We start from the raw sequence: 25,588 nt of genomic DNA, 5'->3' as shown, positions 1-25,588 counted from the left end.
TTTGACGAGTGGCGAAAAGCTATTTTTCTGGCGCCATCATCTTTGTTCGAGGCCTTCCATCCGCGTTGTGCTGGTAAATGGCCTGCGGTTGGCCCTGCTCATTGAAAAACACCTGGCCAATGCCTGCCGAGTTCCACAGCCGTTCACCCGCTTCGGCGTGCTCGGGAATATAGGGCACCACCTGCATGGTGCGCCGGCGGGTAAACCAGTTGAGCGGCGAACGCGGGGAGTAGAGCCAGCGGTTGAGGCGGTCGAACCATTCCAGCAGGCGCGGCGGGAACTCGTTCTTGATGCCGCTGCTGGTGATTTGCCAGATCTTGGGGCCGCCGTTGCGATGGCGGATCAGCACTTGATAGACAAACGAGTAATGCACATCGCCGGAGAGGATCACGTAGTTACCCGGCGTGCGTGAGTGGCGGAAGATATTCAAAATCACTTGAGCGGCGCCGCGGTGAGCCATCCAGTTCTCGGCGTCCACCAGCAGGGGAAAACCGCACCAGCTGAAGACCTTTTGCACCGTCTCGATCAGCTTGACGCCAAAGACCGGCGCGGGCGAGACAATGATGGCTGACGGGTGGTCCAGCAGCGCTTGTTGCAGTTCGCTCAAGGCTTCCCAGTCCAGCAGGCCAGAGGGTTGCTTGAGGGTGAACTCGCTGCGCCAGCGTCGGGTGCGGGTGTCGAGTACCACCAGTGCCGGGCTGGTGGGCAATACGTAGTGCCACTGCTGGAATTTCAGCAGGGCCTCCAGCAACGCGTCTTGCGCCGCCGCGTCGAGATGATTGGCCTGTACCTGGCCGGTCAGTGCCTGGGTTTGCCCCAGCAGTTCGCCAAATACCTGGGGCTGGTTGCCCCAGCCTTGGCATAGCAGATACGCCAGCAAGGCATTGCCGATGATGCGTTTGGAAAAGGGATGGCCGTAGGCGGTTTCTTCCCACTGCGCGCTGAGGTTCCAGTCGTCGGTGATGTCGTGATCATCAAACATCATCAGCGTCGACAGGTGCGCGAACACCCGCGCCACGCCAGGCAGACCGTCGCGGAACTGGTCGATGTGACCTGTTCGCGCGCGTAGCGTTGCTGTTCTTGCGCGCTCAGCGGCGGGGGTTCTGGCGTGATCAGCGCCCAGGGTGCTGGCGACCAGGCCAGCAGGTACATCGCGATCACTTCGGCAAAGGTCACCAGGTGATTGTCGGCGGTGCTGCTGGTGAAGATTGGTTTCTTCACGCCGCCGAAAAAGCGTTCGCGCAAGGTCTCGTTACTGTCCAGTGCGGGCAGCAGGTCGGCCCGGCGGTAGTAGCTGGCGCGATGCCCATAAAGGCTGGCGCTGTCGCTCACCACCGCGCCCTCCAGGTACTCATCGAACAGGTCCAGGCGCGCAATCAGCCCATGAATGGCGCGCAGCATGGGCCCTGCGACGTCGTCGGCGTAGATCTGGTCGCCATTCATCATCAATAAGGCTGGGCGGTCGAGCGGTGTGCGGGCGTCCGCCAACAGGCGGTCGACACACAACAAGCCTTCGTCGGCGCGGTGGTGGGGTTTGCGGCAGGAACCATGCACCAAGTGATGGATGCGGCTGTGCAGCACGAAGCTGGGCGTAGTGGCGTCGCCATACAGCAAGTGCGGTGCCCATTGTGCAATGCCGAGGCCGTCGATCAACAGGTCGTAGCCGATGATTTTGTCCTGCGGCAGGGCGTGGCTCAGGGTTACGTCGATCAGGTGGATAAAGGCATGGCGCCCGACGGGCACGACTTGGCAGTGCGTTGCATCGAGCGGGATATCCTGCGCCTCGCCCTCGGGTAATTGCAGCCTCAAGCACAGGGGCAGGGCACGACTGCCCACCAACCAGATAACCAGGCGCTGCGGTTCCAGGCCCCGTAATAGCGGGCCGGCAATGACCGTAGGCAAAGTGTCGGATTGAAGCATGAAGAATGCGGCTCACACCAAATGGGACTGGGGAGGATAACGTAGAGGATGTCAGTGTTTTGTTAACGGAGTGCAGCGCTGTGCGCTGCACTTGTCGCCGGTGGCCCTTAACAGTTTAAGTCAGCTTGCCTCCGCCAATGGAGTCCAGACCCGAATTTTTGGGTTTTGGTTGGGTGTGTTGCCCCTGTTGGTTGCTGTCAACCGGCGAAGAGGTGGGTGCGGGATTGGCTGGAGGCTGGTTATCTTTCATGCCTTGCTCGATGTTATAGCTGAAGCTGCCAAACGAATTGCCAACGATCATCGGTAAACCCCTTACTCAATTGGAGGATTGTTATCGCATCAATACTCCCTTTGACTGCGCACTGATTGAGTGGAGCTGGCCGGTTTTTTCGTTCCCGACCATAGGTAACCAAATGTTTGGCTTGTAGGATTTGAGCGCGTTTCAAGCAGGCTTAGGCACCGTAAACCTGAATTCACTGCCGCGGCCCAACTCGCTTTCGGCCTCGATGCGCCCACCATGGGCCTGGACAATCCCCTGGGTGATATACAGCCCCAACCCGCTGCCGGTGGGGTTGTTTTCAGTCTGGGTCCAATAGCGATCGAACACATGGGGCAAATCGTGCGGTGCAATGCCTTCACCGGAGTCGCGCACAGAAAATACAATCTCCTCGCCGTTGCTCATGGCGCTGATGCCGATGTTGCCCTGACGCGGGGTGAACTTGATTGCGTTGCCGATCAGGTTCGACAGCACCTGGAACAAGCGCTCTGGGTCGGCCTTGATCTGCAGGCCAGGCTCGACATTGAACGACAGGTCGATGCCCTTTTCCGAGGCCAGGGGGGCCAGCAGCGAATACGCCTCTTCAAAGATCTGGCTGACGTCCAGCGCCACCGGCTTGACCACATAGCGGCCGGCCTCGATCTTCGAGGTGTCGAGCAAGTCTTCCAGCAACACGTTCATGCGCCCGGCAGCCTGTTGCATGGTGTCGATGGCGGAAGAGATGCGTCGTGAGGTGTGGGGGCCATCGGAACTGAAGGCTTTTTGCATCATGCCGCAGAGCATGGAGATGACGGTCATGGGGTTGCGCAGGTCGTGGGAAACCACCGCGACCAGCTCGTCCCGCGCACGCACCGCTTGTTGCTCGCGCAGCACCTGCCGGGACAGGTCGTTCTCCAGGGCCGAGCGGCGCAAATCATTGGCGGCAAACAGGTCGCCATGGCTCCATTTGGTGGAGATGCCGGCCATTTCCACTTTCCAGATTTCAAACGAGGTGCGTGGGCGAAGGCGCATGCCCGCGTCGCAGGTTTCCAGGTTCAGCGGCTTGTTCGGGTCGCCACTCCAGTGGATGTTCTCTTTGACTTCCGGGCGAAACCACAGCACGCCGTTATCCACAGGCTTGGGCAAGCTCATGGCAAGCACGCCGCTGGCCACGCCCTGATACTCGGCGGCAGGCGGATAAACCGAGGCCAGGTTATGGCTGGAAAATACCGGTGCGCCGTGGCCTTGCAACCACTTGTGCAGCGCGCGTATCTGCGCCGGTTCCGGGCAGTTGCCGTAGCGGTGCAATTGCTTATCTTCGATGATCGCCACGCCACCGGAGAGGGTCAGGTCCATCAGCATTCGGCCTTGCTGGGCCAGGCCGTCGAATACGTTATTGGCAGAGGCTTTCATCGCCAGGTCCAGCAGCGCCAGCGCTTCGACTTTTTCTTCGCGCTGGCGGGTCAGCTCCAGGGTCTCCATGGCACTGATCTGCAATGACAGCACCTGGCCGATGGTCTGGCAGGCCATGCGCAAATCGTTAGGTACCAGCAGTGGCTCGCGGTTGCCGCAGCTGATCAGCCCCCAGAGTTTGTCGCCCTTCATCAGCGAAATACTCATGGACGACAACACGCCCATGTTCTGCATGTACTGGCAGTGAATCGGCGACACGCTGCGCAGGGTGGCGAAGCTCAGGTCCAGGGGCTGCCCGGTGTCCGGGCGTAATTTGGGCAGCAGCGGTACCGGTTCGTAGGACGCATTCGGGATGATCCGTAGCCAGTTGGTGCGGTACAACTCGCGAGCCTGCTCGGGGATGTCGGACGCGGGGAAGAACAGCCCGTTGAACAACTCCATGGACGGCGCCGAAGCTTCGGCGATCACCTGGCCATGGCCTTCTTCTTCGAAGCGATAGATGAGCACCCGGTCATAACCGGTCATGGCCTGGATTTCGTTGACGCTGATGGTGTAGAGCGCCTGCAAGGTCTTTGCCGATTGCAGGCGGTGCAGCATCTTGCCCAGGTCGCTGGTGCGGCCATTGTGCGCACGGGGTTTGAAATCCTTGAGCCGTGGTTCGAATTCCAGCACCAACACGCCCTGATGGCGATGCAACAGGCCTTCGAACTGCTCACCCTTGAAGGTGATGAGCAGGGGCGGCGAGTCCAGGAATGCGCTGTCCTCGGCCATGGTTTGCACGGCCTGGGCGTACTCCTCGCCAATCAACCTGTGCAACGGTTGATTCAACAGCGCCTCGGGGGCGTGGCCGAACAACGTACCAACGTTGGCACTTACCTGAATGATGTTCAGGCCAGGTTCCGACAAGGTCAGCAGCACGCCGTGGGGCTGGATGGCCCCCGGAAAACGAATGGGTTCGTCGGCGCAGTTGGCAAGCAGCTCTTCAAAATCTTCGGGTTTCATAGCAATACCTCCTGGCTGTCGAGCCATTGCTCAAAGCCGCTGAATGTCGAACGGGCCGCCATCACCGCGCGCGCGGCGGCATGTGTGTCCAGTGGCTGGCGGCCCAGATAATCGAGGAAATCTTTCCAGCGCCGTCCGGTCTCGGCGCCGTATACATTGAGAAAGGCACCGCCGTTGTCGGCGTTCACACCCAGGCGCAAGGCCATTTCCCGGCGCAGCACTTGGCCGCCCAGGGTGGCGCCTTCCAGCACATACAGGGCGCCGAGGCACGCAGCCGGTGTGTCTAATGCGGGGAGTTGGGGGCAACGAGGCAAGGCATGGACGGCGTGGTCAGTCAGGCCGAGTGCGTGCAGGTCATGCACCAGTGTTGGCGTTTTCACACGCAACGCAGACTCATATCCATCGGGAATCAAGCCGCTGTCATACAGCGCCGCTTCCATCGGCTGATAAAAGCCGTAGTACGCCTGCAGCAAGCGCCGATACCACTGGGCATCCAGGCGTTCGGAAAAAAACGGCAGACGCTGTTCCAACGCCACATGCAGCAGGCCCGTGCCCGTGCGCAACGTTTCCAATAAGGAGGGCGCACTAACGTCATGGGCCTGAGAATGCATTCAATGAGCTCGAACTGTGGGCCTGTCGGCCATGAATGACGCATGAAAATGGGCGACGATTCTACACAACTCATAGTCGTCAGCTGAACGCAGAAGCGAAAAGGCTGACCAGTGGATCAGAAAAGTCGCTCCTTGCACCTTACATGACCGCAGAACGGGCCCTCAAGTTCGGTTGAAATGATATCGCGCTGCTATCAGTGCAGGAACAAGCCCTAGTGCGTCAATGCTGTCTGCACGCACTCAAGCAAGTGGTCGGTGCTCCAGGGCTTGGGCAAAAAACGGACAGAACTGCCCAATTCGGAGGCGATTTTCGTATTACCTGAGGTCAGCACCACCTGTACTTCAGGCCAGCGGTGGGCGACGACACGGCTCAAGTCATAACCATTGAGCAAGCCGGGCATTTGAATATCACTGACAATCAAATCCACGGGGTCATCGCCGCGCTCCAGATAAATCATCCCTTCGTCCGCCGATGCAAACGATGTCACCACCGCACCAAAGTCTTCCAGTACATCCACCATCAACGCCCGAATGATCTCGTCGTCTTCCAATACCAAAATCGATGGCTGAGCCATGATCCTTACTCCACCATCAGGGGGTTCAGTAAGGTGGAGTGGAAGGTGGCCGGATAGGTTCGATTGGATGTTTTTTAATCGATGGGTGGTCGTTTGGCCGCTTGTGAGCCATGGGCACGACAATCCGTTAAGGTGAACGCCACCCTGCCGTCCAAGGAATGCCATGTTTAACCGTAACCCGCTCGTGCCGGAACTGATCGTCACCCGCCTCAGCGCCAGCCTGGCGTTCTGGGTCGAACAGTTAGGTTTCGCCATTGCCTATCAGCGCGCAGAAGAAGGCTTTGCCTACCTCGACCTGCACGGCGCGCAAATCATGCTCGAACAATACGACCCCGACGCCGGCCAGTGGCTGACCGCACCGTTGCAGCCACCGTTCGGGCGCGGCATCAACCTGCAAATCGATGTGCCCGCCGTGACGCCCATCCTGCAACGCCTGGCGCAACTCGGCTGGCCATTGTTCCGCTATGTAGAAGACGCCTGGTACCGAGCCGGTGACGTGGAGGCCGGGCAACGCCAGTTTATCGTGCAAGACCCGGACGGTTATCTGGTGCGCCTGGTGCAGCGGCTGGGGGAAAGGCCGGTCGAACAGGCATAATCGACGGCAACAGCCGATAGGGAGACCTGAATGAAATACGTGTTATTGACCCTCGCCCTGAGCTTAATCGCCGCACCCGCGTTCGCTGCCGGCGACGCCGAGGCGGGCGGCAAACTCTTCACCAAGACCTGCGGCGGCTGCCACAGCATCGGTGAAGGCGCGCGGGGCGGTTTTGGCCCGGAACTGAACGGCATCATTGGCCGGCCTGCCGGTACTACAACGGACTACCAGTATTCGGATGCGATGAAGAACTCGGGCGTGGTGTGGACGCGGGAAAAACTGGCGGCCTATATCGAAAATCCGAAGTCGGTAGTGAGTGGCACGCGGATGATCTTCTGGGGGATCAGTGACCAGGAGAAGATTGAAAATATCCTAGCGTACTTAGCGACATTCCAGCCCAAGTGAGGGGCCCAGGCTGACACGCATCGCAGTCCTCTGTAGGAGCGAGCTTGCTCGCGAAAAGCTCACAGGCGTCGCATTCATTCAGGAAGCACGCGTCATCGTTGACGTTTTTCGCGAGCAAGAACTAGGCGTCCCCCTCGCTCCTACAAAAAAGCCTTGCTTTGAGTCTGCATTACTCGTTTGCAACTTCGTAATCAAATGCGATGAAGTAGTCACTTTCTGAAAGAGCAATTTGGTGAGAAAAGTACGGCTGTATCGCTGATAGCCATTCCCTGCGCAATTCAAACATGCCGTTATTGACGTCCACTGCGCTCAACAGCCCGAGCGTGGAAATCACTGAGAAGTCATCTCCGCAGTCCGCTGAACTCTCCGTTCCGTTTAGCCTCTCTGTGGTTCTGTCGAACCATTCCAACCTTATTTTTAGTCCCATGTAGCCCTCACAGATATTTTTTGATGTTTCGTTTTCTGATTGGCCCTTTTAGCTGCTCGCCGCTTATGTGGTTGAACGCACCGATATGGCTCCCATCACTCGCTAGATAAACCTCCAGCTCTCCGTGCTGAGAGTCCCATTCATAGATCTTGCGACCTTTTTCCTCAATCCAGCGTTCTCTCAGCCCGGCGCCTCCTTGTCTGGGAGTCTTGGGTTTTGCTTTTATCAGTTTTTCAAAGCCAGTTATTTGTTCAGTGTCAGGCGCTTTGTGGTACTTGTGATCCCCAGACTTGGCACCTACCACCACATACAGCGGCCGAACCCCCGACCCCGCCGGAAACACCAGAATAAAATCCCGATAGTCCGGTGGGTAAATAGGGTTAACCAGAATCTGCGCCGCCGTCTCAGTCGGTGGGTAGATCCAGATCACGGGTGCTTGCGGCGCAGCCTCCAATGCCGGAACACCTAAGGTGTCATTTGGATCAACGGAGGGCGTCCAGATCAGCTCTACGCCATTATTCAAATCTGCTATTAACTGGCCGCTGCGGTTTTGAAACTGCACCACGTCAATCATCTGCCAATCGGCATTGTTACCTGTGTAAAACCCATACCCCTTGAGCGTGCCGTCGTCGCGTTGCTCGATATGCAGCCGCATTTGCGAACGCGCTCGTTGCAGCGAACGCAACTGTTCCTCGTTGTAGAGCGCGCTATCACTTAGATCCGAAGGCCAAGCCAGCGCTACCAATCCTGTCAGCAGGCTGCCAGCGACGGATACGCTGACTGTGGCCGCCGACTCCAAAAACGCCGAACGCAATGCCAACTGCCCTAAGCCGGCTGGCAGTGCACTGCCGCTGATCTTGCGCAAGGCAACCGCGCCTCGGGCGTCCACTTCGCGCCCGCCCAACAGACTTAAATGGCTGTACTCCTTGATCAGTTCCAGTGGAACAAAACCGGTGAGGCTCGGGTAATGGGCGATACCGTCAGGCAGTTGGCATGGCTTGATGAAGACGCAGCCCGGAGGTTTGGCTGGTGTAGGTGGCGGGGCAGGGGATGGCTCGAAAAAATCGACAGTAGGCGAATACGGCATACGCGACGGTTGCCGGGTGAGGATTCGTCGCTTGAGTAACGCTTGTTCGGTGGGTGGATAAAAGCGTTCTGACATGACCGATTCACTTCCTTGTGCAAGGGAGTGAGCCTATGAGGGGGAGTCAGGAACCGATATCAGCTCAATTTTCAGTTGATGTGGGAAAAGTTGACTGGTGCGTGAGTCGCCAGCATTGTTTCGAATATTGCGATTTTCGTTTGTTTCGTTTAGCGTTGGCCTCAACTGAATTGCGCAAGGCCGGAGTTGCATCATGACCATCAACAATCTTCCCAAAACGATCCTTCCGCTGGAAAAAGAAGTCGAGGCGGCAGTGCAAGGCCAGCGTGAATTAGCGTCCCTATTGTCGACCAAATTTGAAACCCAGCGCATCGACATCTTCGACAAAGAAGATAAGCCACACAGGCTTGTACTCCCAACCTCCGCACTGCGCCTGCTGGTCGATATTCTGGGCGAATTGGCGCTCGGCAATGCCGTCAAGGTAGTGCCGGTTCATGCCGAGTTGACCTCGCAGGAGGCGGCCGACCTGCTTAATGTGTCACGCCCGCATTTGGTCAAAATGCTGGAGGACGGCGCTATCCCCTTTACAAAAACGGGTCGACATCGGCGAGTCCGCTTTTCGGATTTGATGGCGTTCAAGCAACGGCGTGACGAGCAAAGCCAAGAGGCAATGGAAGCGCTGGTTCAACAGGCCCAAGAGTTGGGAATGGGGTATGACGGATGAGGTGTTCGCCCTTTACAGCGGTATACGACGCTTGTGTTCTCTATTCTGCGGCACTTAGGGACTTACTCATGTGGCTTGGTTTGTCTGGTTTGTATCGAGCGCGATGGACTGCCCAGATTCAGGACGAGTGGAAGCGCAACATACTCAAGAATCGACCCGATCTTACGGCTGCGCAGGTGGACTGCACGTCGGCGCTAATGGACGTTGCGATACCTGACGCTCTGGTGACCGGATATGAGGACCTGTGTTCGAGTTTGGATTTACCAGACCCGGATGACCGGCATGTGTTGGCGGCAGCAATTCGGAGTAAAGCTGAGGTTATCGTGACCTTCAATTTGAAAGACTTTCCACCACATATATTGGCTGCCTATGACATTGAACCGATACATCCTGATGACTTTATTTCGGATCTCTGGGATTTGGATCAGGCGGCAGTTTTGGGAGCAGCGCAGAAGCAGAGGAGGGCGTTGAAGAAGCCCGCGATGGAGGCGGGAAGCTATCTCGAAATGTTGATGCGGCAGGGCTTGGTGCAGACTAGCAAGGCAATGGGGCCTTATGAAATGATGCTGTGAGCAGGATGAACCCGCTGTACGTCAGTTGAACCGCAATAAAAAAGACCTTGAAACGCCAAGGTCTTTTTTTATGCCTGCGGATCAACTCAGCAGATGCTTGGAAATCAGCCGCGAGATTTCCACGATCGAGGTCTTGCCAGTGAACTCGAACTTCACCTTCCCCAACGACGAAAAGTAAATCTCCAACTCCGAATCCAGATCAAACGTCCCTGAAGTTTCCACCGAGTACGCCACGATGTTCTTATACGGCAATGAAGTGAAGTCCTTCTTGCTGCCGGTAATCCCCTGCACGTTCACCGCGATGATGCGTTTGGTGGTGAACACGACGCCGTCGCGCATGGCTTTGTAGGCGTCGACCACTTCTTCGTCGTCCAGCAGCAGGGCCGCTACGCGTTCGGCGTATTCGTTGTTTTGCTTGAGTTTGAAAAAGCCTTTGTTGTTGAAGTCGATCATGTGCCTGTCCTGGGTAAGGGGTGCCGTCGGTGTATGACGTTTTGCTTGCGGATCTGTATCTAACGCCTGGGCCTGCGAGCCCCTAGCATGACGCTCAACACAACCGCGTCGGCGAAGGATTTCACGCTGGCAGCCTAAAAAACCAGGAGCCAATCCATGCCTGATATGTCCAGCTTGCTCGCCTACGGCCTGATTTCACTCGGCATGGTACTGACACCCGGGCCGAACATGATCTACCTGATTTCCCGCTCCATCTGCCAGGGGCGCACGGCGGGGTTGATTTCCCTGGGCGGCGTGGCGCTGGGGTTTGTGGTGTATATGGTGTGCGCGGCGCTGGGTATCACGGCGTTGGTGATGGCGGTGCCGTTTGCCTACGACGCGTTGCGGCTCGGCGGGGCGCTGTATCTGGTGTACCTGGCGTGGCAGGCGGTCAAGCCGGGTGGGCGCTCGCCGTTCCAGGTGCGCGACTTGCCCAAGGACAGCCCGCGCAAGTTGGTGACCATGGGCTTGGTCACCAACCTGCTCAATCCCAAAGTGGCGGTGATGTATTTGTCGCTGTTGCCCCAGTTCATCGACCCGAATGGGCATGGCAGTGTGCTGATGCAATCCCTGGCGCTGGGCTCCCTGCAGGTTGCTATCAGCGTGAGCGTCAACGCGGTGATTGCCTGCATGGCGGGTTCCATCGCGGTGTTCTTCGTTACCCGGCCAGGTTGGCAGGTGCTGCAGCGCTGGCTGATGGGGTCGGTGTTGATGGGCTTGGCGGTGCGGATGGCGGTGGAGGGGCGCAAGTAAGTGCGCGTCACAGGATGGCTTTCAGGTAATCCTTGAGTGCGTGGAGCGGGGTATCGAGTGCTTCCAGTGTGGAGGCTTGGCGAACGTCCAGGGCAAGCCGCTGCAATTCGCGACCCATGACGGTATCGGCGCCGCCCAAGGTGTCGAGTGCCAGAGACAGACATTCATCGAGCTTCACTTGGATCTCGGCTAGGTTTCTCTGGCGCACCAACAACCCAAACACTTCGCTCTCATAGCCCTCCATCACAGGATCATCGCGCAGCAATGGGCTGCCGTGGTCAGTCTCATGCACCAGCTTCAACGCGAACAACGCAACCGCTTCAAGCGTCAACTCCATGGTCCCGCTACCTCCACTGCCACGCCTGGCACTTTTTTGCAGGCGAAAAAAAAGACCTTGAATTTCAAGGTCTTTCTTTAAGATGGTGCCCCGAGGGAGACTCGAACTCCCACTCCTTTCGAAAACGGATTTTGAATCCGCCGCGTCTACCAATTCCGCCATCAGGGCTCAATGGCGGCGAAGTATAGAGATGAGATTACCGTTGGTCAATCACGTTTCATGGTCTATTTTCACTATTTCCGCTAGACTTCCCGGCCCTGCTAGACGAACCCCATCATGCGCGTTGCTGACTTTACTTTTGAGCTCCCTGATTCGCTGATCGCTCGCCACCCTTTGGCCGAGCGTCGCGCCAGTCGACTGCTGACCCTGGACGGGCCCAGCGGTGCCCTCGCACACCGTCAATTCACTGATTTGCTTGAGCATTTGCGCCCAGGCGATCTGATGGTTTTCAACAATACCCGGGTGATTCCGGCGCGGCTGTTTGGCCAGAAGGCTTCCGGCGGCAAGCTGGAAATCCTGGTGGAGCGGGTGCTGGACAGCCATCGCGTGCTGGCCCATGTGCGCTCCAGCAAATCGCCCAAACCGGGGTCGAGCATCCTGATTGAGGGCGGTGGCGAAGCCGAGATGGTCGCGCGCCACGATGCCTTGTTCGAGCTCAAGTTTGCCGAAGAAGTGTTGCCGCTGTTGGAGCGCGTCGGCCATATGCCGTTGCCTCCTTATATAGACCGCCCCGACGAAGACGCGGACCGCGAGCGCTATCAAACCGTGTACTCACAGCGCCTCGGCGCCGTCGCCGCACCGACTGCCGGGCTGCATTTCGACCAGCCACTGCTGGATGCGATTGCCGCCAAGGGCGTCGACACCGCCTATGTGACCCTGCACGTGGGGGCCGGGACGTTTCAGCCGGTGCGTGTGGATAACATCGAAGACCACCATATGCACAGCGAATGGCTGGAAGTCAGCCAGGACGTAGTGGATGCGGTGGCGGCGTGCAAGGCGCGGGGCGGTCGAGTGGTGGCCGTGGGCACTACCAGCGTGCGTTCGCTGGAGAGTGCAGCGCGTGATGGCGTGCTCAAGCCGTTCAGTGGCGACACCGATATCTTCATTTTCCCAGGGCGGCCATTCCATGTGGTCGATTGCCTGGTCACCAACTTCCATTTGCCCGAATCCACGCTGTTGATGCTGGTGTCGGCATTTGCCGGTTACCCGCAAACCATGGCTGCCTACCAGGCCGCCATCGCTAACGAGTACCGTTTTTTCAGCTACGGTGATGCGATGTTTATCACCCGTAACCCGGCGCCGCGCGGCCCTGAGGACAACTTATGAGTCGTATGTCGTTTGAATTGCTCGCTACGGACGGCAAAGCCCGTCGTGGTCGCCTGACCTTCCCGCGTGGCACTGTGGAGACCCCGGCGTTCATGCCGGTCGGCACCTATGGCACCGTCAAAGGCATGTTGCCGCGCGACATCGTCGCCACCGGTGCCGAGATTATCCTCGGCAATACCTTCCACCTGTGGCTGCGCCCGGGCACGGAGGTGATCAAGAAGCATGGCGACCTGCATGACTTCATGAAGTGGCAAGGCCCGATCCTCACCGACTCTGGTGGTTTCCAGGTGTTCAGCCTGGGCGCCATGCGCAAGATCAAGGAGGAGGGCGTGACCTTCGCCTCGCCGGTCGACGGCGCCAAGGTGTTCATGGGCCCGGAAGAGTCGATGCAGGTACAGCGCGACCTGGGTTCGGACATCGTGATGATTTTCGACGAGTGCACGCCGTACCCGGCCGATGAAGACGTGGCGCGTATCTCCATGGAGTTGTCGCTGCGTTGGGCCCAGCGTTCGAAGAACGCCCATGGCGATAACACGGCGGCGCTGTTCGGCATTGTTCAGGGTGGCATGCATGAAAGCCTGCGCAAACGCTCGCTGGAAGGCCTCGACAAGATCGGCTTCGACGGCCTGGCCATCGGCGGTTTGTCGGTGGGCGAGCCCAAGCACGAAATGATCAAGGTGCTGGATTATCTGCCGGGCCTGATGCCCGCAGACAAACCTCGTTACCTTATGGGCGTTGGCAAACCGGAAGATCTCGTAGAGGGTGTGCGCCGCGGTGTGGACATGTTCGATTGCGTGATGCCAACCCGTAATGCCCGCAATGGGCATCTGTTCATCGATACAGGCGTGCTGAAGATCCGTAACGCGTTCCATCGCCATGATGATTCGCCGCTGGATCCTACCTGTGACTGCTACACCTGCCAGAACTTCTCCCGTGCTTATCTGCACCATCTGGACAAGTGCGGGGAAATGCTGGGTAGCATGTTGAATACCATCCACAATTTGCGTCATTACCAAGTCCTGATGGCTGGTTTGCGCGAGGCTATTCAACAGGGTACATTGGCCGCCTTCGTCGATGCCTTCTATGCCAAGCGTGGCCTCCCTGTGCCGCCCTTGGACTGAGTTTTCCGACCCTAAGATTCACTATTTGCAACTGGAGTGCTAAATGAGCTTTTTTATCTCTAACGCCATGGCTGACGCCGCTGCGCCTGCTGCTGCCGGCCCTATGGGCGGTGGTTTCGAGTGGATTTTCCTGGTCGGCTTCCTGGTCATCTTCTACCTGATGATCTGGCGTCCACAGGCCAAGCGCGCCAAAGAGCAGAAAAACCTGCTGGGCAGCCTGCAAAAAGGCGACGAAGTCGTGACCACTGGTGGTATCGCCGGCAAGATCACCAAGGTTTCCGATGCTTTCGTGGTACTGGAAGTCTCCGACACTGTGGAAATGAAGTTCCAGAAGGGCGCCATCGCCGCCACGCTGCCTAAAGGCACGCTCAAAGCGATCTAAGTAACAACCTTTACCAATCGACGGGGCGCGCAAGGCGCCCCGCGTTATAAGCGGGCGGCGTGATGCTGAACAAATACCCTCTGTGGAAATACGTACTGATCCTGGCGGTGCTGGCGATCGGTTTTATTTATTCCGCTCCCAATCTCTATCCTGATGACCCGGCGATCCAGATCTCTGGCGCCAGCACTTCGCTGCAAGTCAATCAGGCTGACCTGGACCGTGCGAGCAAAGCGCTCAACGACGCGGGTATCCAGGTTAAAGCGGCAACCTTGGCGGCTGGTTCTAAAGGCGGCTTGTTGCGCCTGACCAAGCAAGAAGACCAATTGCCGGCCAAAGATGTCGTACGCAAGGCCATGGGTGACGACTACGTTGTCGCGCTCAACCTGGCCCAGACCACGCCACAATGGCTGCGCAGCATTGGCGCGCACCCGATGAAGCTGGGTCTGGACTTGTCCGGTGGTGTGCACTTCCTGCTGGAAGTCGACATGGACAAGGCCCTGGACGCACGTCTGAAGGTCTACGAAGGCGACGTGAAGAGCCTGCTGCGCAAAGAGAAGCTGCGCTATCGCAGCCTGCCGCAGCTCAACGGTGCCATTCAGTTGGGTTTCGCTGATGAAGCTTCCCGCGAACAGGCCCGTGCGCTGATCCGCAAGAACTTCAATGACTTCGACATCGTACCGGCCGACCTCAATGGTCAAGCGGTACTGCGTCTGGCGATGAGCCCGGCCAAGATCGCTGAAATCCGCGAATACTCCATCAAGCAGAACTTGACCACGGTCCGTAACCGCGTCAACGAGCTGGGTGTGGCCGAGCCGATCGTGCAGCGCCAGGGTGCCAACCGCATCGTGGTCGAGTTGCCGGGCGTACAGGACACTGCTGAAGCCAAGCGTATCCTCGGCAAGACCGCCAACCTGGAGTTCCGTCTCGCGGCAGACCCAGGCGCTACGCGTGCTACTTCCGAAGAATTCGAATTCCGTGAAGGCAACCGTCCTCCTGCGTTGATCGAGCGTGGCTTGATCATCACCGGTGACCAGGTGACCGACGCCAAGGCTGGTTTCGGCGAGCACGGCACGCCTGAAGTGAACATCCGTCTGGATGGCCATGGTGGCGAACTGATGAGCCGCGCCACGCGCAGCAACGTCGGTCGCAGCATGGCGGTGATCTTCATCGAGCAGCGCCCGGTGACCACCTACACCAAGCAGATGGTCAATGGCGTCGAGAAAGACGTGCCGGTGCAGACCTTCAAGGAAGAGAAGAAGATCATCAGCCTGGCGACCATCCAGTCGCCGCTGGGTGCTCAGTTCCGTATCACTGGCCTGAACGGCCAGGGCGAGTCTTCCGAACTGGCGTTGCTGCTGCGTGCCGGTGGCCTGGCGGCACCGATGTACTTCGCTGAAGAACGTACCATCGGCCCGAGCCTGGGTGCCGACAACATCACCAAGGGTGTCGATGCGGCGCTGTGGGGCATGTTGTTCGTGTCCCTGTTCATCATCGCCATCTACCGCTTCTTTGGTGTGATCGCCACCGTCGCCCTGGCGGGCAACATGGTGATGCTGCTGGCTCTGATGTCGTTGCTGGGCGCCACACTGACCCTGCCAGGTATTGCCGGTATCGTACTCACCATGGGTATGGCGGTGGATGCCAACGTGCTGATCTTCTCGCGGATTCGTGAAGAGATCGCCGCCGGCATGACCGTGCAGCGTGCAATCAACGAAGGCTTCGGCCGGGCATTTACCGCGATCCTCGACTCCAACCTGACCACACTGTTGGTCGGCGGGATTCTCTTCGCCATGGGCACAGGCCCGGTGAAAGGTTTTGCGGTGACCATGTCCCTCGGGATCTTTACCTCGATGTTCACGGCCATCATGGTGACCCGCGCAATGGTCAACCTGATCTTTGGCGGGCGTGACTTCAAGAAGTTGTGGATTTAAGGGGCTGCCATGTTACGTACAATCAACTTCATGGGCGTTCGCAACGTTGCGTTCGGCGTCACCGTGCTCCTTACCGTTCTGGCGTTGTTCAGCTGGTTCCATAAGGGCCTTAACTACGGCCTGGACTTCACCGGCGGTACGCTCATCGAGCTGACCTACGAGAAGCCGGCCGACGTTACCCTGGTGCGCAACGAGCTGGTCAAGGCCGGCTATCACGAAGCCGTGGTACAGAGCTTTGGTGCCACCACCGACCTGCTGGTGCGTATGCCTGGCGAAGACCCGCAACTGGGTCACCAGGTAGCCGAGGCCTTGCAGAAGGTCGGCGGCGATAACCCGGCGTCGGTCAAGCGCGTCGAGTTCGTCGGCCCGCAAGTGGGTGAAGAGCTGCGCGACCAGGGCGGCCTCGGCATGCTGATGGCGCTGGTCGGCATCATGATCTACCTGGCGTTCCGCTTTCAGTGGAAGTTCGGTGTCGGCGCCATTGTGTCGCTGATCCACGACGTGGTCGTCACCGTGGGTATCCTGGCCTACTTCCAGATCACCTTCGACCTGACCGTACTGGCGGCCGTGCTGGCGATCATTGGTTACTCGCTCAACGACACCATCGTGGTATTCGACCGGGTTCGTGAGAACTTCCGTGTACTGCGCAAGGCGACGTTGATCGAGAACATCAACATCTCCACCACCCAGACCCTGCTGCGGACCATGGCGACGTCGATCTCCACCTTGCTGGCGATTGCTGCGCTGATGATCTTCGGTGGCGACAACCTGTGGGGCTTCTCCCTGGCACTGTTTATCGGTGTTCTGGCGGGTACCTACTCGTCGATCTACATCGCCAACGTGGTGCTGATCTGGCTGAACCTCAACAGCGAAGACTTGATCCCTCCTGCCGTTACCGACAAGGAGGTCGACGACCGTCCTTGATGGGCGTTTGTTGATCCGCAGTTACAAGAAAGGCGCGAGTATTGAACTCGCGCCTTTTTTTTTGCTCCAAGGCTGGGTATAGCGCGGATCTTTCGGTCCGCTTGTGATGGTCAGGAGGTTCATGTGAACAAGTCGTTGCTGGTTGGTGCGGTATTGGGTGCTGTCGGTGTGACTGCCGGAGGCGCTGTTGCCACCTACAGCCTGGTAAAAAGCGGCCCTGAGTATGCGCAAGTACTGGCGGTACAGCCGGTGAAAACCCAGATCAAAACCCCGCGTGAGGTCTGCAAGGACGTCACCGTGACCCGGCAGCGTCCGGTGCAGGACCAACATCAAATCGCAGGTACCGTGGTGGGCGCCCTTGCGGGTGGCCTGTTGGGCAACCAGATTGGTGGTGGTAACGGTAAGAAGCTGGCCACCGTGGCCGGCGCGGTCGGTGGTGGCTACGCCGGTAACAAGGTTCAGGAAGGCATGCAGAACCGCGATACCTACACCACTACTCAAACTCGCTGTAACACCGTTAACGACATCAGCGACAAGGTGGTCGGTTATGACGTGCGTTACAACCTGGATGGCAAGGAAGGCACCGTACGCATGGAGCGCGACCCTGGTAGCCAGATTCCGGTGGATAAGGAAGGTCGTCTGATCCTCGGTCAGAACCAGCAGTAATCCCCAGGTCTGGTTTCGATCCAAATGTGGGAGCTGGCTTGCCTGCGATAGCGGTGGGTCAGTAACTAATCAGTTGGTTGGCAGCCCGCCATCGCAGGCAAGCCAGCTCCCACATTGGATTGTATTGAGTCAGTTGGAATTGGTTTTTTGCTAAATTCCAGGCATAAAAAAAGCACCCCGAGGGGTGCTTTTTTTGTGCTCGCTCGCTTAGCGCTTCAGCGAAGCCGGCAGGTGCGGCTGGATCGCCGTCAGCACTGCCTTGAAGCATTTGGTGTTGCCAGCCACGACGTGGCCTTTCTCCAGGAAGTCATGACCACCGGTGAAGTCGCTCACCAGGCCGCCTGCTTCTTGAATCAGCAGGGCGCCAGCAGCCATGTCCCACTCGGACAGGCCCGACTCCCAGAACGCATCAAAACGACCGGCGGCTACATACGCCAAGTCCAGGCTGGCCGCACCGGCGCGGCGGATGCCGGCGGTCTGGCCAACCAGGGCGCGGAACATGCCCAGGTAGTTTTCCAGGTTGTCCATCTGGTCGTCGCGGAATGGGAAGCCGGTACCCAGCAGGGCGCCTTCCAGGCTGGTACGGCCGCTGACACGCAGGCGGCGACCGTTCAACTGGGCGCCACGGCCACGGCTGGCGGTGAATTCTTCCTGGCGAACCGGGTCCAGCACAACGGCGTGTTCCAGGCGGCCACGGTATTTGCAGGCGATGCTCACAGCAAAGTGCGGGATGCCGCGCAGGAAGTTGGTGGTGCCATCCAGTGGGTCGATGATCCACAGGTAGTCTTCGCCTTCGCCGCTGCCTTTGTGCAGGCCGGTTTCTTCGCCGAGGATGCCGTGGGTAGGGTAGGCCTTGCGCAGGGCGTCGATGATTTTCTGTTCGGCGGCGCGATCCACCTCGGATACATAATCCTTGGCGTCTTTTTCGTCGACCTTGATGGTATCCAGGCGCTCGATGGAGCGGAAAATCAATTCACTGGCGCTGCGGGCGGCGCGCAGCGCGATATTCAGCATGGGCTGCATGGATAGGTCACCTAAGGTTGTTAAAGAAAGCCGGGCATTCTAGCAGAAACTTTCTTCAGGTGAAGGACGACGTTCGCTTTCATGGCATAACCTTAGGCGGTTCTGTAAGATTTGCTCCCCTTTCCCGTGTCCGAGAGCGCCTCCCTTGCTGCAAAACATTCGTGTCGTCTTGGTCAATACCAGTCATCCCGGCAACATCGGCGGGGTGGCGCGAGCCATGAAAAACATGGGGCTGACGCGCCTGGTGCTGGTCGAACCGCGGGTATTCCCGCACCACGAGGCGGATGCCCGTGCGTCCGGCGCCAATGACTTGCTTGAAAATGCCCAGGTGGTCGCCACCTTGGAGGACGCCCTGGTCGGCTGCAATCTGGTGCTCGGCACCAGCGCCCGTGACCGTCGTATTCCTTGGCCGCTGCTGGACCCGCGTGAATGCGGCACCAAAGTGGTGGAAGAGGCAGCTGGCGGTGCTGAAATCGCCTTGGTATTTGGCCGTGAAGACTCCGGCCTGACCAACGAAGAGCTGCAGCGATGTCATTATCACGTGCATATCCCCTCAGACCCTGAGTTCAGTTCGCTGAACCTCGGGGCCGCGGTGCAGGTGCTGACTTACGAAGTGCGCATGGCCTGGCTGGCTGCTGCCGGCCAGCCGAGCAAGGTGGAAAAGGAAGAGGTTGCCTCGACCAAAAGTGGCGAGTTGGCCACCATGGACGAGCTGGAACGGTTCTATGAGCACCTGGAGCAAACCCTGGTCGCCATCGAATTCCTCGACCCTGAAAAGCCACGGCACTTGATGGCGCGCCTGCGTCGTTTGTACGGCCGCACCTCGGTGAGCCGGGCTGAAATGAACATATTGCGTGGCATCCTCACGGAAACCCAGAAAGCGGCCCGTGGTGAGCTTCTTAAGCGGAAGGATTAAAAATGTTCGAGCGTTTGCGAGAAGATATCCAAAGTGTTTTCCACCGTGACCCGGCGGCGCGCAACGCCTTTGAAGTGCTGACCTGCTACCCAGGCATGCACGCGATCTGGATCCACCGCCTGTCCGGCGCCCTGTGGGGCATGGGCTGGAAATGGCTGGCGCGGCTGGTATCGAACTTCGGGCGCTGGTTGACCGGTATCGAGATCCACCCGGGTGCCAAGGTGGGCCGTCGGTTCTTTATCGACCACGGCATGGGCATCGTGATTGGCGAAACGGCCGAGATCGGCGATGACGTCACCCTCTATCAAGGTGTGACGCTCGGCGGCACCACCTGGAACAAGGGTAAGCGCCACCCAACGCTGGGCGATGGCGTGGTGGTAGGGGCGGGCGCCAAGGTGCTCGGGCCGTTTACCGTGGGGGCTGGCGCCAAGGTTGGCTCCAATGCGGTGGTGACCAAGGCTGTGCCGCCGGGTGCCACGGTTGTGGGTATTCCAGGTCGCATCATCGTCAAGCCGCAAGCCGGTGACGAGCAAGAGGCCAAGCGCAAGGCCATGGCCGAGAAGATTGGCTTCGATGCCTATGGTGTCAGTGAAGACATGCCCGACCCGGTGGCTCGTGCGATTGGTCAATTGCTCGATCATCTGCAGGCGGTGGATGGCAAGCTGGAGGGCATGTGCGGTGCGCTGAAGGAGTTGGGCAGCCCGTACTGTGCCAAAGACCTGCCTGAACTGCGCGAAGAGGATTTTGCTGAGATCAAGGACGAAACCGCTACCACCAAGGCAGGCTGAACGCGGTCCCTTGTGGGAGCTGGCTTGCCTGCGATTGCGGTGAGCCAGCAACCTATAAGCAAGCTGATGGGCCGCTATCGCAGGCAAGCCAGCTCCCACATTTGATCTCTATTGGCTCAGTGGTCTTGCAGCAGGCCTGGTTGCGCTGTTCGATCCCACCCCATCCTGCTATGATTCGCGCGCCCTTTTTACGGGTAATCCTGACTAAAGTACTAGGTCTTATAGTTGACTTAAATACTCGGGAATCGCATACTTGCTCCCATTCTGAAACACCTTGGTACTTGTCCATGAGACTGACTACAAAAGGCCGATACGCGGTGACCGCCATGCTCGACTTGGCCTTGCACGCGCAAACTGGGCCGGTGTCCCTGGCCGATATCTCCGAGCGCCAAGGCATTTCCCTGTCCTATCTCGAGCAGTTGTTCGCCAAATTGCGTCGTAGCAATCTGGTTTCCAGCGTTCGCGGTCCGGGTGGTGGCTATCAGTTGTCCCGCGACATGCAGGGCATTCAGGTGGCCCAGGTGATCGACGCGGTCAACGAATCCGTCGATGCCACCAAATGCCAGGGTTTGGGTGACTGCCATGCCGGCGACACCTGCCTGACACACCACTTGTGGTGTGACTTGAGCCTGCAGATCCATGAGTTTTTGAGTGGTATCAGCTTGGCTGATCTTGTGACTCGCCGTGAGGTGCAAGAAGTAGCCCAGCGTCAGGACCAGCGCCGTTGCAACACCAAGGCGCCGCGTCTGGACAAGATTGAAGCGTCCGCCGTCGAGTGACAGCCGAAGAGCTAACGGCACGCCAGCCAGCCTGATTTAGGAGAAAGTCCATGAAATTGCCGATTTACCTTGATTACTCAGCGACCACCCCGGTTGATCCGCGTGTCGCGCAAAAAATGAGCGAATGCCTGCTGGTCGACGGAAACTTCGGCAACCCGGCCTCCCGTTCCCACGTATTCGGTTGGAAAGCCGAGGAAGCGGTCGAGAACGCTCGTCGCCAAGTCGCTGACCTGGTCAATGCCGACCCGCGCGAAATCGTCTGGACCTCCGGTGCCACCGAGTCCGACAACCTGGCTATCAAGGGCGCGGCGCATTTCTACGCGACCAAAGGCAAACACCTGATCACCACCAAGATTGAGCACAAGGCTGTCCTGGACACCATGCGCCAACTGGAGCGTGAAGGTTTCGAGGTCACCTACCTCGAGCCGACCACCGACGGTATCGTCACCCCGGCCATGATCGAAGCCGCGATGCGTGAAGACACCATCCTGGTTTCCGTGATCCACGTGAACAACGAAATCGGCACCATCAACGACATCGCCGCCATCGGCGAGCTGACCCGCTCCAAGGGTGTGTTGCTGCACGTCGACGCTGCTCAGTCCACCGGCAAGGTCGATATCGACCTGTCCAAGCTGAAAGTCGACCTGATGTCGTTCTCGGCCCACAAGACTTACGGCCCTAAAGGCATCGGTGCTCTCTACGTAAGCCGCAAGCCTCGCGTGCGCATCGAAGCCACCATGCACGGCGGCGGTCACGAGCGCGGCATGCGTTCGGGCACCCTGGCGACCCACCAGATCGTCGGCATGGGCGAAGCCTTCCGTGTAGCCAAGGAAGACATGGCTGCCGAAAACGTGCGCATCAAGGCCCTGAGCGACCGCTTCTACAAGCAGGTCGAAAACCTTGAAGAGCTGTACATCAACGGCAGCATGACCGCCCGTGTACCGCACAACCTGAATTTGAGCTTCAACTACGTCGAAGGCGAGTCGCTGATCATGGCGCTCAAGGACCTGGCGGTATCGTCCGGTTCGGCCTGCACCTCGGCGTCCCTTGAGCCTTCGTACGTACTGCGCGCCCTGGGCCGCAACGACGAACTGGCCCACAGCTCGATCCGCTTTACGTTCGGCCGCTTCACCACCGAAGAGCAAGTCGACTACGCCGCGCAGAAGGTCTGCGAAGCCGTCAACAAGCTGCGCGTTCTATCGCCACTGTGGGACATGTACAAAGACGGTGTCGATATTTCCAAGATCGAGTGGGCGGCACACTAACTATAGAAGCCGCCACCCAAGCTCTGTAGGAACGTGGCGGAAAACGCAGGCGTTTTCTACAGGGTTCCAGAGCGGCCCTGATGAGTGAGGATTCAGTACCATGGCTTACAGCGAAAAGGTCATCGACCACTACGAAAACCCGCGCAACGTCGGCAAGATGAACGCGGAAGATCCTGATGTCGGCACTGGCATGGTCGGCGCTCCGGCGTGCGGCGATGTGATGCGCCTGCAGATCAAGGTCAACGATGCTGGCGTTATCGAAGACGCCAAATTCAAGACTTACGGCTGCGGTTCGGCCATCGCCTCCAGCTCCCTGGCGACCGAATGGATGAAAGGCAAGACCCTGGATGAGGCTGTCACTATCAGCAACACCCAGCTGGCCGAAGAACTGGCGCTGCCGCCAGTGAAAATCCACTGCTCGGTACTCGCCGAAGACGCCATCAAGGCGGCGGTTCGCGATTACAAGCAGAAGAAAGGCTTGATCTAAGCATTTGGCGACGAGTAAGGAGTCAACGATGGCTATCAGCATGACAGAAGCGGCTGCGCAGCACATTCGCCGCTCCCTGAATGGGCGCGGTAAAGGTGAGGGGATTCGTCTGGGTGTACGCACCACGGGCTGTTCCGGCCTTGCCTACGTGCTGGAGTTTGTCGACGAGGTGGTTGCAGAGGATCAGGTGTTCGAAAGTCACGGCGAAAAGGTGATTATCGACCCGAAAAGCCTGACTTACCTGGACGGCACCGAACTCGATTTCGTCAAGGAAGGGTTGAACGAAGGCTTCAAGTTCAACAACCCTAACGTACGCGGTGAATGTGGCTGCGGCGAAAGCTTCAACATCTGAGGCTACTTGTGGGTACTCCTTGTCATTTCGCTTTATTCGAGCTGCAGCCGAGCTTTCGGCTGGACCTTGAGCAGCTTGCTACGCGCTACCGTGAGTTGGCGCGTGGCGTGCATCCGGACCGCTTCGCCGACGCTTCCGAGCGTGAGCAACGCTTGGCGCTGGAGCAATCGGCCAGCCTCAACGAAGCCTATCAGACGCTCAAAAGCCCCCCGAAACGCGCACGTTATTTACTGGCGATGAAGGGTGGTGAGTTGCCGATGGAAGTCACCGTGCATGACCCGGACTTCCTGATGCAGCAGATGCAGTGGCGCGAAGAGCTCGAAGATTTGCAGGACGAAGCCGATGTGGCTGGCGTCGTGGTCTTCAAGCGCCGTCTGAAGGCGGCCCAGGATGAGCTCAACGAAAGCTTCGCAGCCTGTTGGGATGATGCGGCGCAACGTGAGCAGGCCGAACGCCTGATGCGGCGCATGCAATTCCTCGACAAGCTCACCTACGAAGTGCGCCAGTTAGAAGAGCGCCTCGACGATTAACCCAGTGCTGCCCGTGATGCACGCCTGATAGACAGATAAGACCTGATTACCATGGCTCTACTGCAAATCGCCGAACCCGGCCAAAGCCCTCAACCGCACCAGCGTCGCCTGGCGGTCGGGATTGACCTGGGCACCACCAATTCCCTGGTTGCTGCCTTGCGCAGCGGCCTGTCCGAGCCATTGCCCGATGCCAATGGGCAGGTGATCCTGCCGTCCGCCGTGCGTTATCACGCCGACCGCATCGAAGTGGGCGAATCGGCCAAGCTGGCCGCGTCCGCAGACCCCTTGAACACGGTGTTGTCGGTCAAGCGCTTGATGGGTCGTGGGTTGTCCGACGTCAAGCAATTGGGCGACCAACTGCCGTACCGCTTTGTCGGCGGTGAATCCCATATGCCGTTCATCGACACCGTCCAGGGGCCCAAGAGCCCGGTGGAAGTGTCGGCTGATATCCTCAAGGTGCTGCGCCAGCGTGCAGAAAGCACCCTGGGCGGTGAGCTGGTAGGGGCGGTGATCACTGTTCCGGCGTATTTCGACGACGCCCAGCGCCAAGCCACCAAGGATGCGGCGAAACTTGCCGGCCTGAACGTGCTGCGCTTGCTCAACGAGCCGACTGCGGCGGCGGTGGCCTACGGCCTCGATCAGCACGCTGAAGGCCTGGTCGCTATTTATGACTTGGGTGGCGGCACCTTCGATATTTCGATCCTGCGCCTGACCGGCGGTGTGTTTGAAGTGCTCGCAACCGGCGGCGACAGCGCCCTGGGTGGCGATGATTTCGATCACGCCATTGCCGGCTGGATCATACGCAGTGCCGGCTTGTCGGTCGACCTGGACCCAGGCGCGCAGCGCAACCTGCTGCAAACTGCCTGCGCGGCCAAAGAGGCGCTGACGGACGCTGCTTCTGTTGAGGTTTCCTACGGTGACTGGTCGGCACAGCTGACCCGCGAAGCCTTTGATGCGCTGATCGAGCCGATGGTCGCCCGCAGCCTTAAAGCCTGCCGTCGTGCTGTGCGTGATTCCGGTATCGAGTTGGAAGACGTCGGTGCAGTGGTCATGGTCGGCGGTTCCACCCGCGTGCCGCGCGTGCGTGAAGCGGTCGCCGAGGCCTTTGGGCGTCAACCATTGACCGAAATTGACCCGGATCAAGTCGTCGCCATCGGCGCTGCCATCCAGGCCGATACCCTGGCTGGCAACAAGCGTGATGGCGGCGAATTGCTGTTGCTCGACGTGATCCCGTTGTCCCTGGGCCTGGAAACCATGGGCGGCCTGATGGAGAAGGTGATTCCGCGTAACACCACCATCCCCGTCGCGCGTGCTCAGGACTTCACCACCTACAAAGACGGCCAGACAGCCATGATGATTCATGTGCTGCAAGGTGAGCGCGAGCTGATCAGCGACTGCCGCTCCCTGGCGCGCTTTGAATTGCGTGGCATTCCGGCGATGGTGGCCGGTGCCGCCAAGATTCGCGTGACCTTCCAGGTCGATGCCGATGGCTTGCTCAGCGTGGCTGCGCGCGAACTGGCCTCGGGCGTGGAGGCCAGCATCCAGGTCAAGCCGTCCTACGGTCTCACTGACGGTGAAATCGCCAAGATGCTCAAGGATTCGTTCCAGTATGCCGGTGACGACAAGGTCGCCCGCGTATTGCGAGAGCAACAAGTGGATGCCCAGCGCCTGCTCGAAGCGGTGCAGGGCGCCCTTGAAGCCGATGGCGAACGCCTGCTGGATGCCGAAGAACGCATGGTCATTGATCTGCAAATGCAGGAACTGGCCGAACTGATGAAAGGCAACGATGGCTACGCCATCGAGCAACAGACCAAGCGTCTGTCGCAAGTGACTGATGCCTTTGCCGCTCGCCGTATGGATCAGACGGTTAAAGCCGCGCTGGCGGGCCGCAACCTGAATGAAATTGAGGAATAA

28 protein-coding genes, 1 tRNA gene and 1 pseudogene are annotated in these 25,588 nt (G+C 58.8%); 19 read left to right on the top strand and 11 right to left on the bottom strand.

The annotated features are described in order from the left end of the window. Nucleotides 1-19 precede the first annotated feature (19 nt). From V8689_RS23700 to V8689_RS23680, 5 genes and pseudogenes are all read right to left on the bottom strand, one after another. Nucleotides 20-1,920, bottom strand: a pseudogene (locus V8689_RS23700) (alkaline phosphatase D family protein). Nucleotides 1,921-2,035: 115 nt separating this feature from the next. After that, nucleotides 2,036-2,221, bottom strand: coding sequence for a hypothetical protein (locus V8689_RS23695; protein ID WP_056788796.1), 186 nt, complete (start codon nt 2,219-2,221; stop codon nt 2,036-2,038). A 141-nt stretch (nt 2,222-2,362) separates the two neighbouring features. Continuing rightward, a complete protein-coding gene (locus tag V8689_RS23690; RefSeq protein WP_056788799.1) occupies nt 2,363-4,591 on the bottom strand; it encodes an ATP-binding protein in 2,229 nt (742 codons plus the stop codon). Further along, nucleotides 4,588-5,202 (bottom strand): biliverdin-producing heme oxygenase, encoded by a 615-nt coding sequence (locus tag V8689_RS23685; RefSeq protein WP_056788802.1) that lies wholly within the window; start codon nt 5,200-5,202, stop codon nt 4,588-4,590. The genes V8689_RS23690 and V8689_RS23685 overlap by 4 nt, the downstream gene beginning before the upstream one ends. Nucleotides 5,203-5,414: 212 nt before the next feature. Then, nucleotides 5,415-5,777: a response regulator gene (locus tag V8689_RS23680; protein ID WP_060766113.1), complete on the bottom strand. Its 363-nt coding sequence runs from the start codon at nt 5,775-5,777 to the stop codon at nt 5,415-5,417. Nucleotides 5,778-5,940: 163 nt separating this feature from the next. On the opposite strand from V8689_RS23680, the gene V8689_RS23675 reads away from it, so the two are divergent. Both V8689_RS23675 and V8689_RS23670 read left to right on the top strand, forming a co-directional pair. Next, the gene (locus V8689_RS23675) at nt 5,941-6,372 is read left to right on the top strand and encodes a bleomycin resistance protein (RefSeq protein WP_056788808.1); all 432 of its coding nucleotides are present in this window, start codon (nt 5,941-5,943) and stop codon (nt 6,370-6,372) included. Nucleotides 6,373-6,402: 30 nt separating this feature from the next. Beyond that, complete coding sequence (locus tag V8689_RS23670) at nt 6,403-6,777, top strand: c-type cytochrome (protein WP_056788811.1); 375 nt, start codon at nt 6,403-6,405, stop codon at nt 6,775-6,777. A gap of 169 nt (nt 6,778-6,946) precedes the next feature. On the opposite strand, the gene V8689_RS23665 is transcribed toward V8689_RS23670, so the two are convergent. Further along, complete coding sequence (locus V8689_RS23665) at nt 6,947-7,204, bottom strand: colicin E3-like toxin immunity protein (protein ID WP_056788815.1); 258 nt, start codon at nt 7,202-7,204, stop codon at nt 6,947-6,949. A gap of 7 nt (nt 7,205-7,211) precedes the next feature. Beyond that, a complete protein-coding gene (locus V8689_RS23660) occupies nt 7,212-8,366 on the bottom strand; it encodes an S-type pyocin domain-containing protein (RefSeq protein WP_056788819.1) in 1,155 nt (384 codons plus the stop codon). Nucleotides 8,367-8,559: 193 nt separating this feature from the next. Between V8689_RS23660 and V8689_RS23655 the strand changes: the two genes are divergently transcribed. Continuing rightward, a complete protein-coding gene (locus tag V8689_RS23655; RefSeq protein ID WP_054922011.1) occupies nt 8,560-9,030 on the top strand; it encodes a helix-turn-helix domain-containing protein in 471 nt (156 codons plus the stop codon). Continuing rightward, a complete protein-coding gene (locus V8689_RS23650; protein WP_434520635.1) occupies nt 9,027-9,602 on the top strand; it encodes a PIN domain-containing protein in 576 nt (191 codons plus the stop codon). The genes V8689_RS23655 and V8689_RS23650 overlap by 4 nt, the downstream gene beginning before the upstream one ends. 81 nt (nt 9,603-9,683) lie before the next feature. Here the strand turns inward: V8689_RS23650 and V8689_RS23645 are convergent, their stop codons facing one another. Beyond that, nucleotides 9,684-10,055, bottom strand: a complete 372-nt coding sequence (locus V8689_RS23645) for a PH domain-containing protein (RefSeq protein WP_056788825.1) — start codon at nt 10,053-10,055, stop codon at nt 9,684-9,686. 156 nt (nt 10,056-10,211) lie between these two features. On the opposite strand from V8689_RS23645, the gene V8689_RS23640 reads away from it, so the two are divergent. Then, nucleotides 10,212-10,847: a LysE family translocator gene (locus V8689_RS23640; protein WP_056788828.1), complete on the top strand. Its 636-nt coding sequence runs from the start codon at nt 10,212-10,214 to the stop codon at nt 10,845-10,847. 7 nt (nt 10,848-10,854) lie between these two features. Here V8689_RS23640 and V8689_RS23635 read toward each other — a convergent pair whose 3' ends face one another. Then, on the bottom strand, nt 10,855-11,184 hold the full coding sequence (locus V8689_RS23635) for a hypothetical protein (protein ID WP_056788831.1): 330 nt from the start codon (nt 11,182-11,184) through the stop codon (nt 10,855-10,857). Nucleotides 11,185-11,267: 83 nt separating this feature from the next. Further along, a tRNA-Leu gene (locus tag V8689_RS23630) sits at nt 11,268-11,352 on the bottom strand. 108 nt (nt 11,353-11,460) lie between these two features. On the opposite strand from V8689_RS23630, the gene queA reads away from it, so the two are divergent. From queA to V8689_RS23600, 6 genes are all read left to right on the top strand, one after another. Further along, nucleotides 11,461-12,510 carry a tRNA preQ1(34) S-adenosylmethionine ribosyltransferase-isomerase QueA gene (queA, locus tag V8689_RS23625; RefSeq protein ID WP_056789023.1) on the top strand — a complete coding sequence of 350 codons (1,050 nt, stop codon included), beginning with the start codon at nt 11,461-11,463 and terminating at the stop codon, nt 12,508-12,510. A 5-nt stretch (nt 12,511-12,515) separates the two neighbouring features. Continuing rightward, nucleotides 12,516-13,631, top strand: a complete 1,116-nt coding sequence (gene tgt, locus V8689_RS23620) for a tRNA guanosine(34) transglycosylase Tgt (protein ID WP_032803964.1) — start codon at nt 12,516-12,518, stop codon at nt 13,629-13,631. 43 nt (nt 13,632-13,674) lie between these two features. Further along, the gene (gene yajC, locus V8689_RS23615) at nt 13,675-14,013 is read left to right on the top strand and encodes a preprotein translocase subunit YajC (protein WP_003175975.1); all 339 of its coding nucleotides are present in this window, start codon (nt 13,675-13,677) and stop codon (nt 14,011-14,013) included. A 62-nt stretch (nt 14,014-14,075) separates the two neighbouring features. After that, nucleotides 14,076-15,944: a protein translocase subunit SecD gene (gene secD, locus V8689_RS23610; protein ID WP_003194025.1), complete on the top strand. Its 1,869-nt coding sequence runs from the start codon at nt 14,076-14,078 to the stop codon at nt 15,942-15,944. A 9-nt stretch (nt 15,945-15,953) separates the two neighbouring features. After that, complete coding sequence (gene secF / locus V8689_RS23605; protein WP_056789027.1) at nt 15,954-16,868, top strand: protein translocase subunit SecF; 915 nt, start codon at nt 15,954-15,956, stop codon at nt 16,866-16,868. A 123-nt stretch (nt 16,869-16,991) separates the two neighbouring features. Further along, complete coding sequence (locus V8689_RS23600; protein ID WP_003194023.1) at nt 16,992-17,534, top strand: glycine zipper 2TM domain-containing protein; 543 nt, start codon at nt 16,992-16,994, stop codon at nt 17,532-17,534. Between the two features lie 207 nt (nt 17,535-17,741). Here V8689_RS23600 and suhB read toward each other — a convergent pair whose 3' ends face one another. Then, nucleotides 17,742-18,557 (bottom strand): type III secretion system regulator SuhB, encoded by an 816-nt coding sequence (gene suhB / locus V8689_RS23595; RefSeq protein ID WP_005791195.1) that lies wholly within the window; start codon nt 18,555-18,557, stop codon nt 17,742-17,744. Between the two features lie 145 nt (nt 18,558-18,702). Here suhB and trmJ point away from each other — a divergent pair, with 145 nt between their 5' ends. The 8 genes from trmJ (at nt 18,703) to hscA (ending at nt 25,588) form a co-directional block, all read left to right on the top strand. After that, nucleotides 18,703-19,473, top strand: coding sequence for a tRNA (cytosine(32)/uridine(32)-2'-O)-methyltransferase TrmJ (gene trmJ / locus V8689_RS23590; RefSeq protein WP_056789030.1), 771 nt, complete (start codon nt 18,703-18,705; stop codon nt 19,471-19,473). Nucleotides 19,474-19,475: 2 nt separating this feature from the next. Then, complete coding sequence (gene cysE, locus V8689_RS23585; RefSeq protein WP_056789033.1) at nt 19,476-20,261, top strand: serine O-acetyltransferase; 786 nt, start codon at nt 19,476-19,478, stop codon at nt 20,259-20,261. Nucleotides 20,262-20,548: 287 nt separating this feature from the next. Continuing rightward, a complete protein-coding gene (gene iscR, locus V8689_RS23580) occupies nt 20,549-21,040 on the top strand; it encodes a Fe-S cluster assembly transcriptional regulator IscR (RefSeq protein ID WP_003194020.1) in 492 nt (163 codons plus the stop codon). A gap of 50 nt (nt 21,041-21,090) precedes the next feature. Next, nucleotides 21,091-22,305: an IscS subfamily cysteine desulfurase gene (locus V8689_RS23575; protein ID WP_003194019.1), complete on the top strand. Its 1,215-nt coding sequence runs from the start codon at nt 21,091-21,093 to the stop codon at nt 22,303-22,305. A gap of 100 nt (nt 22,306-22,405) precedes the next feature. Then, nucleotides 22,406-22,792, top strand: coding sequence for a Fe-S cluster assembly scaffold IscU (gene iscU, locus V8689_RS23570; RefSeq protein WP_003175965.1), 387 nt, complete (start codon nt 22,406-22,408; stop codon nt 22,790-22,792). Between the two features lie 28 nt (nt 22,793-22,820). Continuing rightward, entirely contained in the window at nt 22,821-23,144 is a 324-nt protein-coding gene (gene iscA, locus V8689_RS23565) for an iron-sulfur cluster assembly protein IscA (protein ID WP_003175963.1), read from the top strand. Nucleotides 23,145-23,152: 8 nt separating this feature from the next. Further along, nucleotides 23,153-23,674 (top strand): co-chaperone HscB, encoded by a 522-nt coding sequence (hscB, locus tag V8689_RS23560; protein WP_032895386.1) that lies wholly within the window; start codon nt 23,153-23,155, stop codon nt 23,672-23,674. A gap of 51 nt (nt 23,675-23,725) precedes the next feature. Beyond that, the gene (hscA, locus tag V8689_RS23555) at nt 23,726-25,588 is read left to right on the top strand and encodes a Fe-S protein assembly chaperone HscA (RefSeq protein ID WP_056789036.1); all 1,863 of its coding nucleotides are present in this window, start codon (nt 23,726-23,728) and stop codon (nt 25,586-25,588) included.

This window comes from Pseudomonas sp. AK181, from assembly GCF_051122975.1.
Classification (GTDB): domain Bacteria; phylum Pseudomonadota; class Gammaproteobacteria; order Pseudomonadales; family Pseudomonadaceae; genus Aquipseudomonas; species Aquipseudomonas lactis.
Note: the sequence above shows the minus strand (reverse complement) of the source record. Positions and strands in the feature narration are given on the sequence as shown.

What these genes read in the sequence shown, in the direction of transcription:
- V8689_RS23695 (WP_056788796.1), bottom strand. Translation starts at nt 2,221, where the DNA reads ATGATCGTTGGCAATTCGTTTGGCAGCTTCAGCTATAACATCGAGCAA.
- V8689_RS23690 (WP_056788799.1), bottom strand. Translation starts at nt 4,591, where the DNA reads ATGAAACCCGAAGATTTTGAAGAGCTGCTTGCCAACTGCGCCGACGAA.
- V8689_RS23685 (WP_056788802.1), bottom strand. Translation starts at nt 5,202, where the DNA reads ATGCATTCTCAGGCCCATGACGTTAGTGCGCCCTCCTTATTGGAAACG.
- V8689_RS23680 (WP_060766113.1), bottom strand. Translation starts at nt 5,777, where the DNA reads ATGGCTCAGCCATCGATTTTGGTATTGGAAGACGACGAGATCATTCGG.
- V8689_RS23675 (WP_056788808.1), top strand. Translation starts at nt 5,941, where the DNA reads ATGTTTAACCGTAACCCGCTCGTGCCGGAACTGATCGTCACCCGCCTC.
- V8689_RS23670 (WP_056788811.1), top strand. Translation starts at nt 6,403, where the DNA reads ATGAAATACGTGTTATTGACCCTCGCCCTGAGCTTAATCGCCGCACCC.
- V8689_RS23665 (WP_056788815.1), bottom strand. Translation starts at nt 7,204, where the DNA reads ATGGGACTAAAAATAAGGTTGGAATGGTTCGACAGAACCACAGAGAGG.
- V8689_RS23660 (WP_056788819.1), bottom strand. Translation starts at nt 8,366, where the DNA reads ATGTCAGAACGCTTTTATCCACCCACCGAACAAGCGTTACTCAAGCGA.
- V8689_RS23655 (WP_054922011.1), top strand. Translation starts at nt 8,560, where the DNA reads ATGACCATCAACAATCTTCCCAAAACGATCCTTCCGCTGGAAAAAGAA.
- V8689_RS23650 (WP_434520635.1), top strand. Translation starts at nt 9,027, where the DNA reads ATGAGGTGTTCGCCCTTTACAGCGGTATACGACGCTTGTGTTCTCTAT.
- V8689_RS23645 (WP_056788825.1), bottom strand. Translation starts at nt 10,055, where the DNA reads ATGATCGACTTCAACAACAAAGGCTTTTTCAAACTCAAGCAAAACAAC.
- V8689_RS23640 (WP_056788828.1), top strand. Translation starts at nt 10,212, where the DNA reads ATGCCTGATATGTCCAGCTTGCTCGCCTACGGCCTGATTTCACTCGGC.
- V8689_RS23635 (WP_056788831.1), bottom strand. Translation starts at nt 11,184, where the DNA reads ATGGAGTTGACGCTTGAAGCGGTTGCGTTGTTCGCGTTGAAGCTGGTG.
- queA (WP_056789023.1), top strand. Translation starts at nt 11,461, where the DNA reads ATGCGCGTTGCTGACTTTACTTTTGAGCTCCCTGATTCGCTGATCGCT.
- tgt (WP_032803964.1), top strand. Translation starts at nt 12,516, where the DNA reads ATGTCGTTTGAATTGCTCGCTACGGACGGCAAAGCCCGTCGTGGTCGC.
- yajC (WP_003175975.1), top strand. Translation starts at nt 13,675, where the DNA reads ATGAGCTTTTTTATCTCTAACGCCATGGCTGACGCCGCTGCGCCTGCT.
- secD (WP_003194025.1), top strand. Translation starts at nt 14,076, where the DNA reads ATGCTGAACAAATACCCTCTGTGGAAATACGTACTGATCCTGGCGGTG.
- secF (WP_056789027.1), top strand. Translation starts at nt 15,954, where the DNA reads ATGTTACGTACAATCAACTTCATGGGCGTTCGCAACGTTGCGTTCGGC.
- suhB (WP_005791195.1), bottom strand. Translation starts at nt 18,557, where the DNA reads ATGCAGCCCATGCTGAATATCGCGCTGCGCGCCGCCCGCAGCGCCAGT.
- cysE (WP_056789033.1), top strand. Translation starts at nt 19,476, where the DNA reads ATGTTCGAGCGTTTGCGAGAAGATATCCAAAGTGTTTTCCACCGTGAC.
- iscR (WP_003194020.1), top strand. Translation starts at nt 20,549, where the DNA reads ATGAGACTGACTACAAAAGGCCGATACGCGGTGACCGCCATGCTCGAC.
- V8689_RS23575 (WP_003194019.1), top strand. Translation starts at nt 21,091, where the DNA reads ATGAAATTGCCGATTTACCTTGATTACTCAGCGACCACCCCGGTTGAT.
- iscU (WP_003175965.1), top strand. Translation starts at nt 22,406, where the DNA reads ATGGCTTACAGCGAAAAGGTCATCGACCACTACGAAAACCCGCGCAAC.
- iscA (WP_003175963.1), top strand. Translation starts at nt 22,821, where the DNA reads ATGGCTATCAGCATGACAGAAGCGGCTGCGCAGCACATTCGCCGCTCC.
- hscA (WP_056789036.1), top strand. Translation starts at nt 23,726, where the DNA reads ATGGCTCTACTGCAAATCGCCGAACCCGGCCAAAGCCCTCAACCGCAC.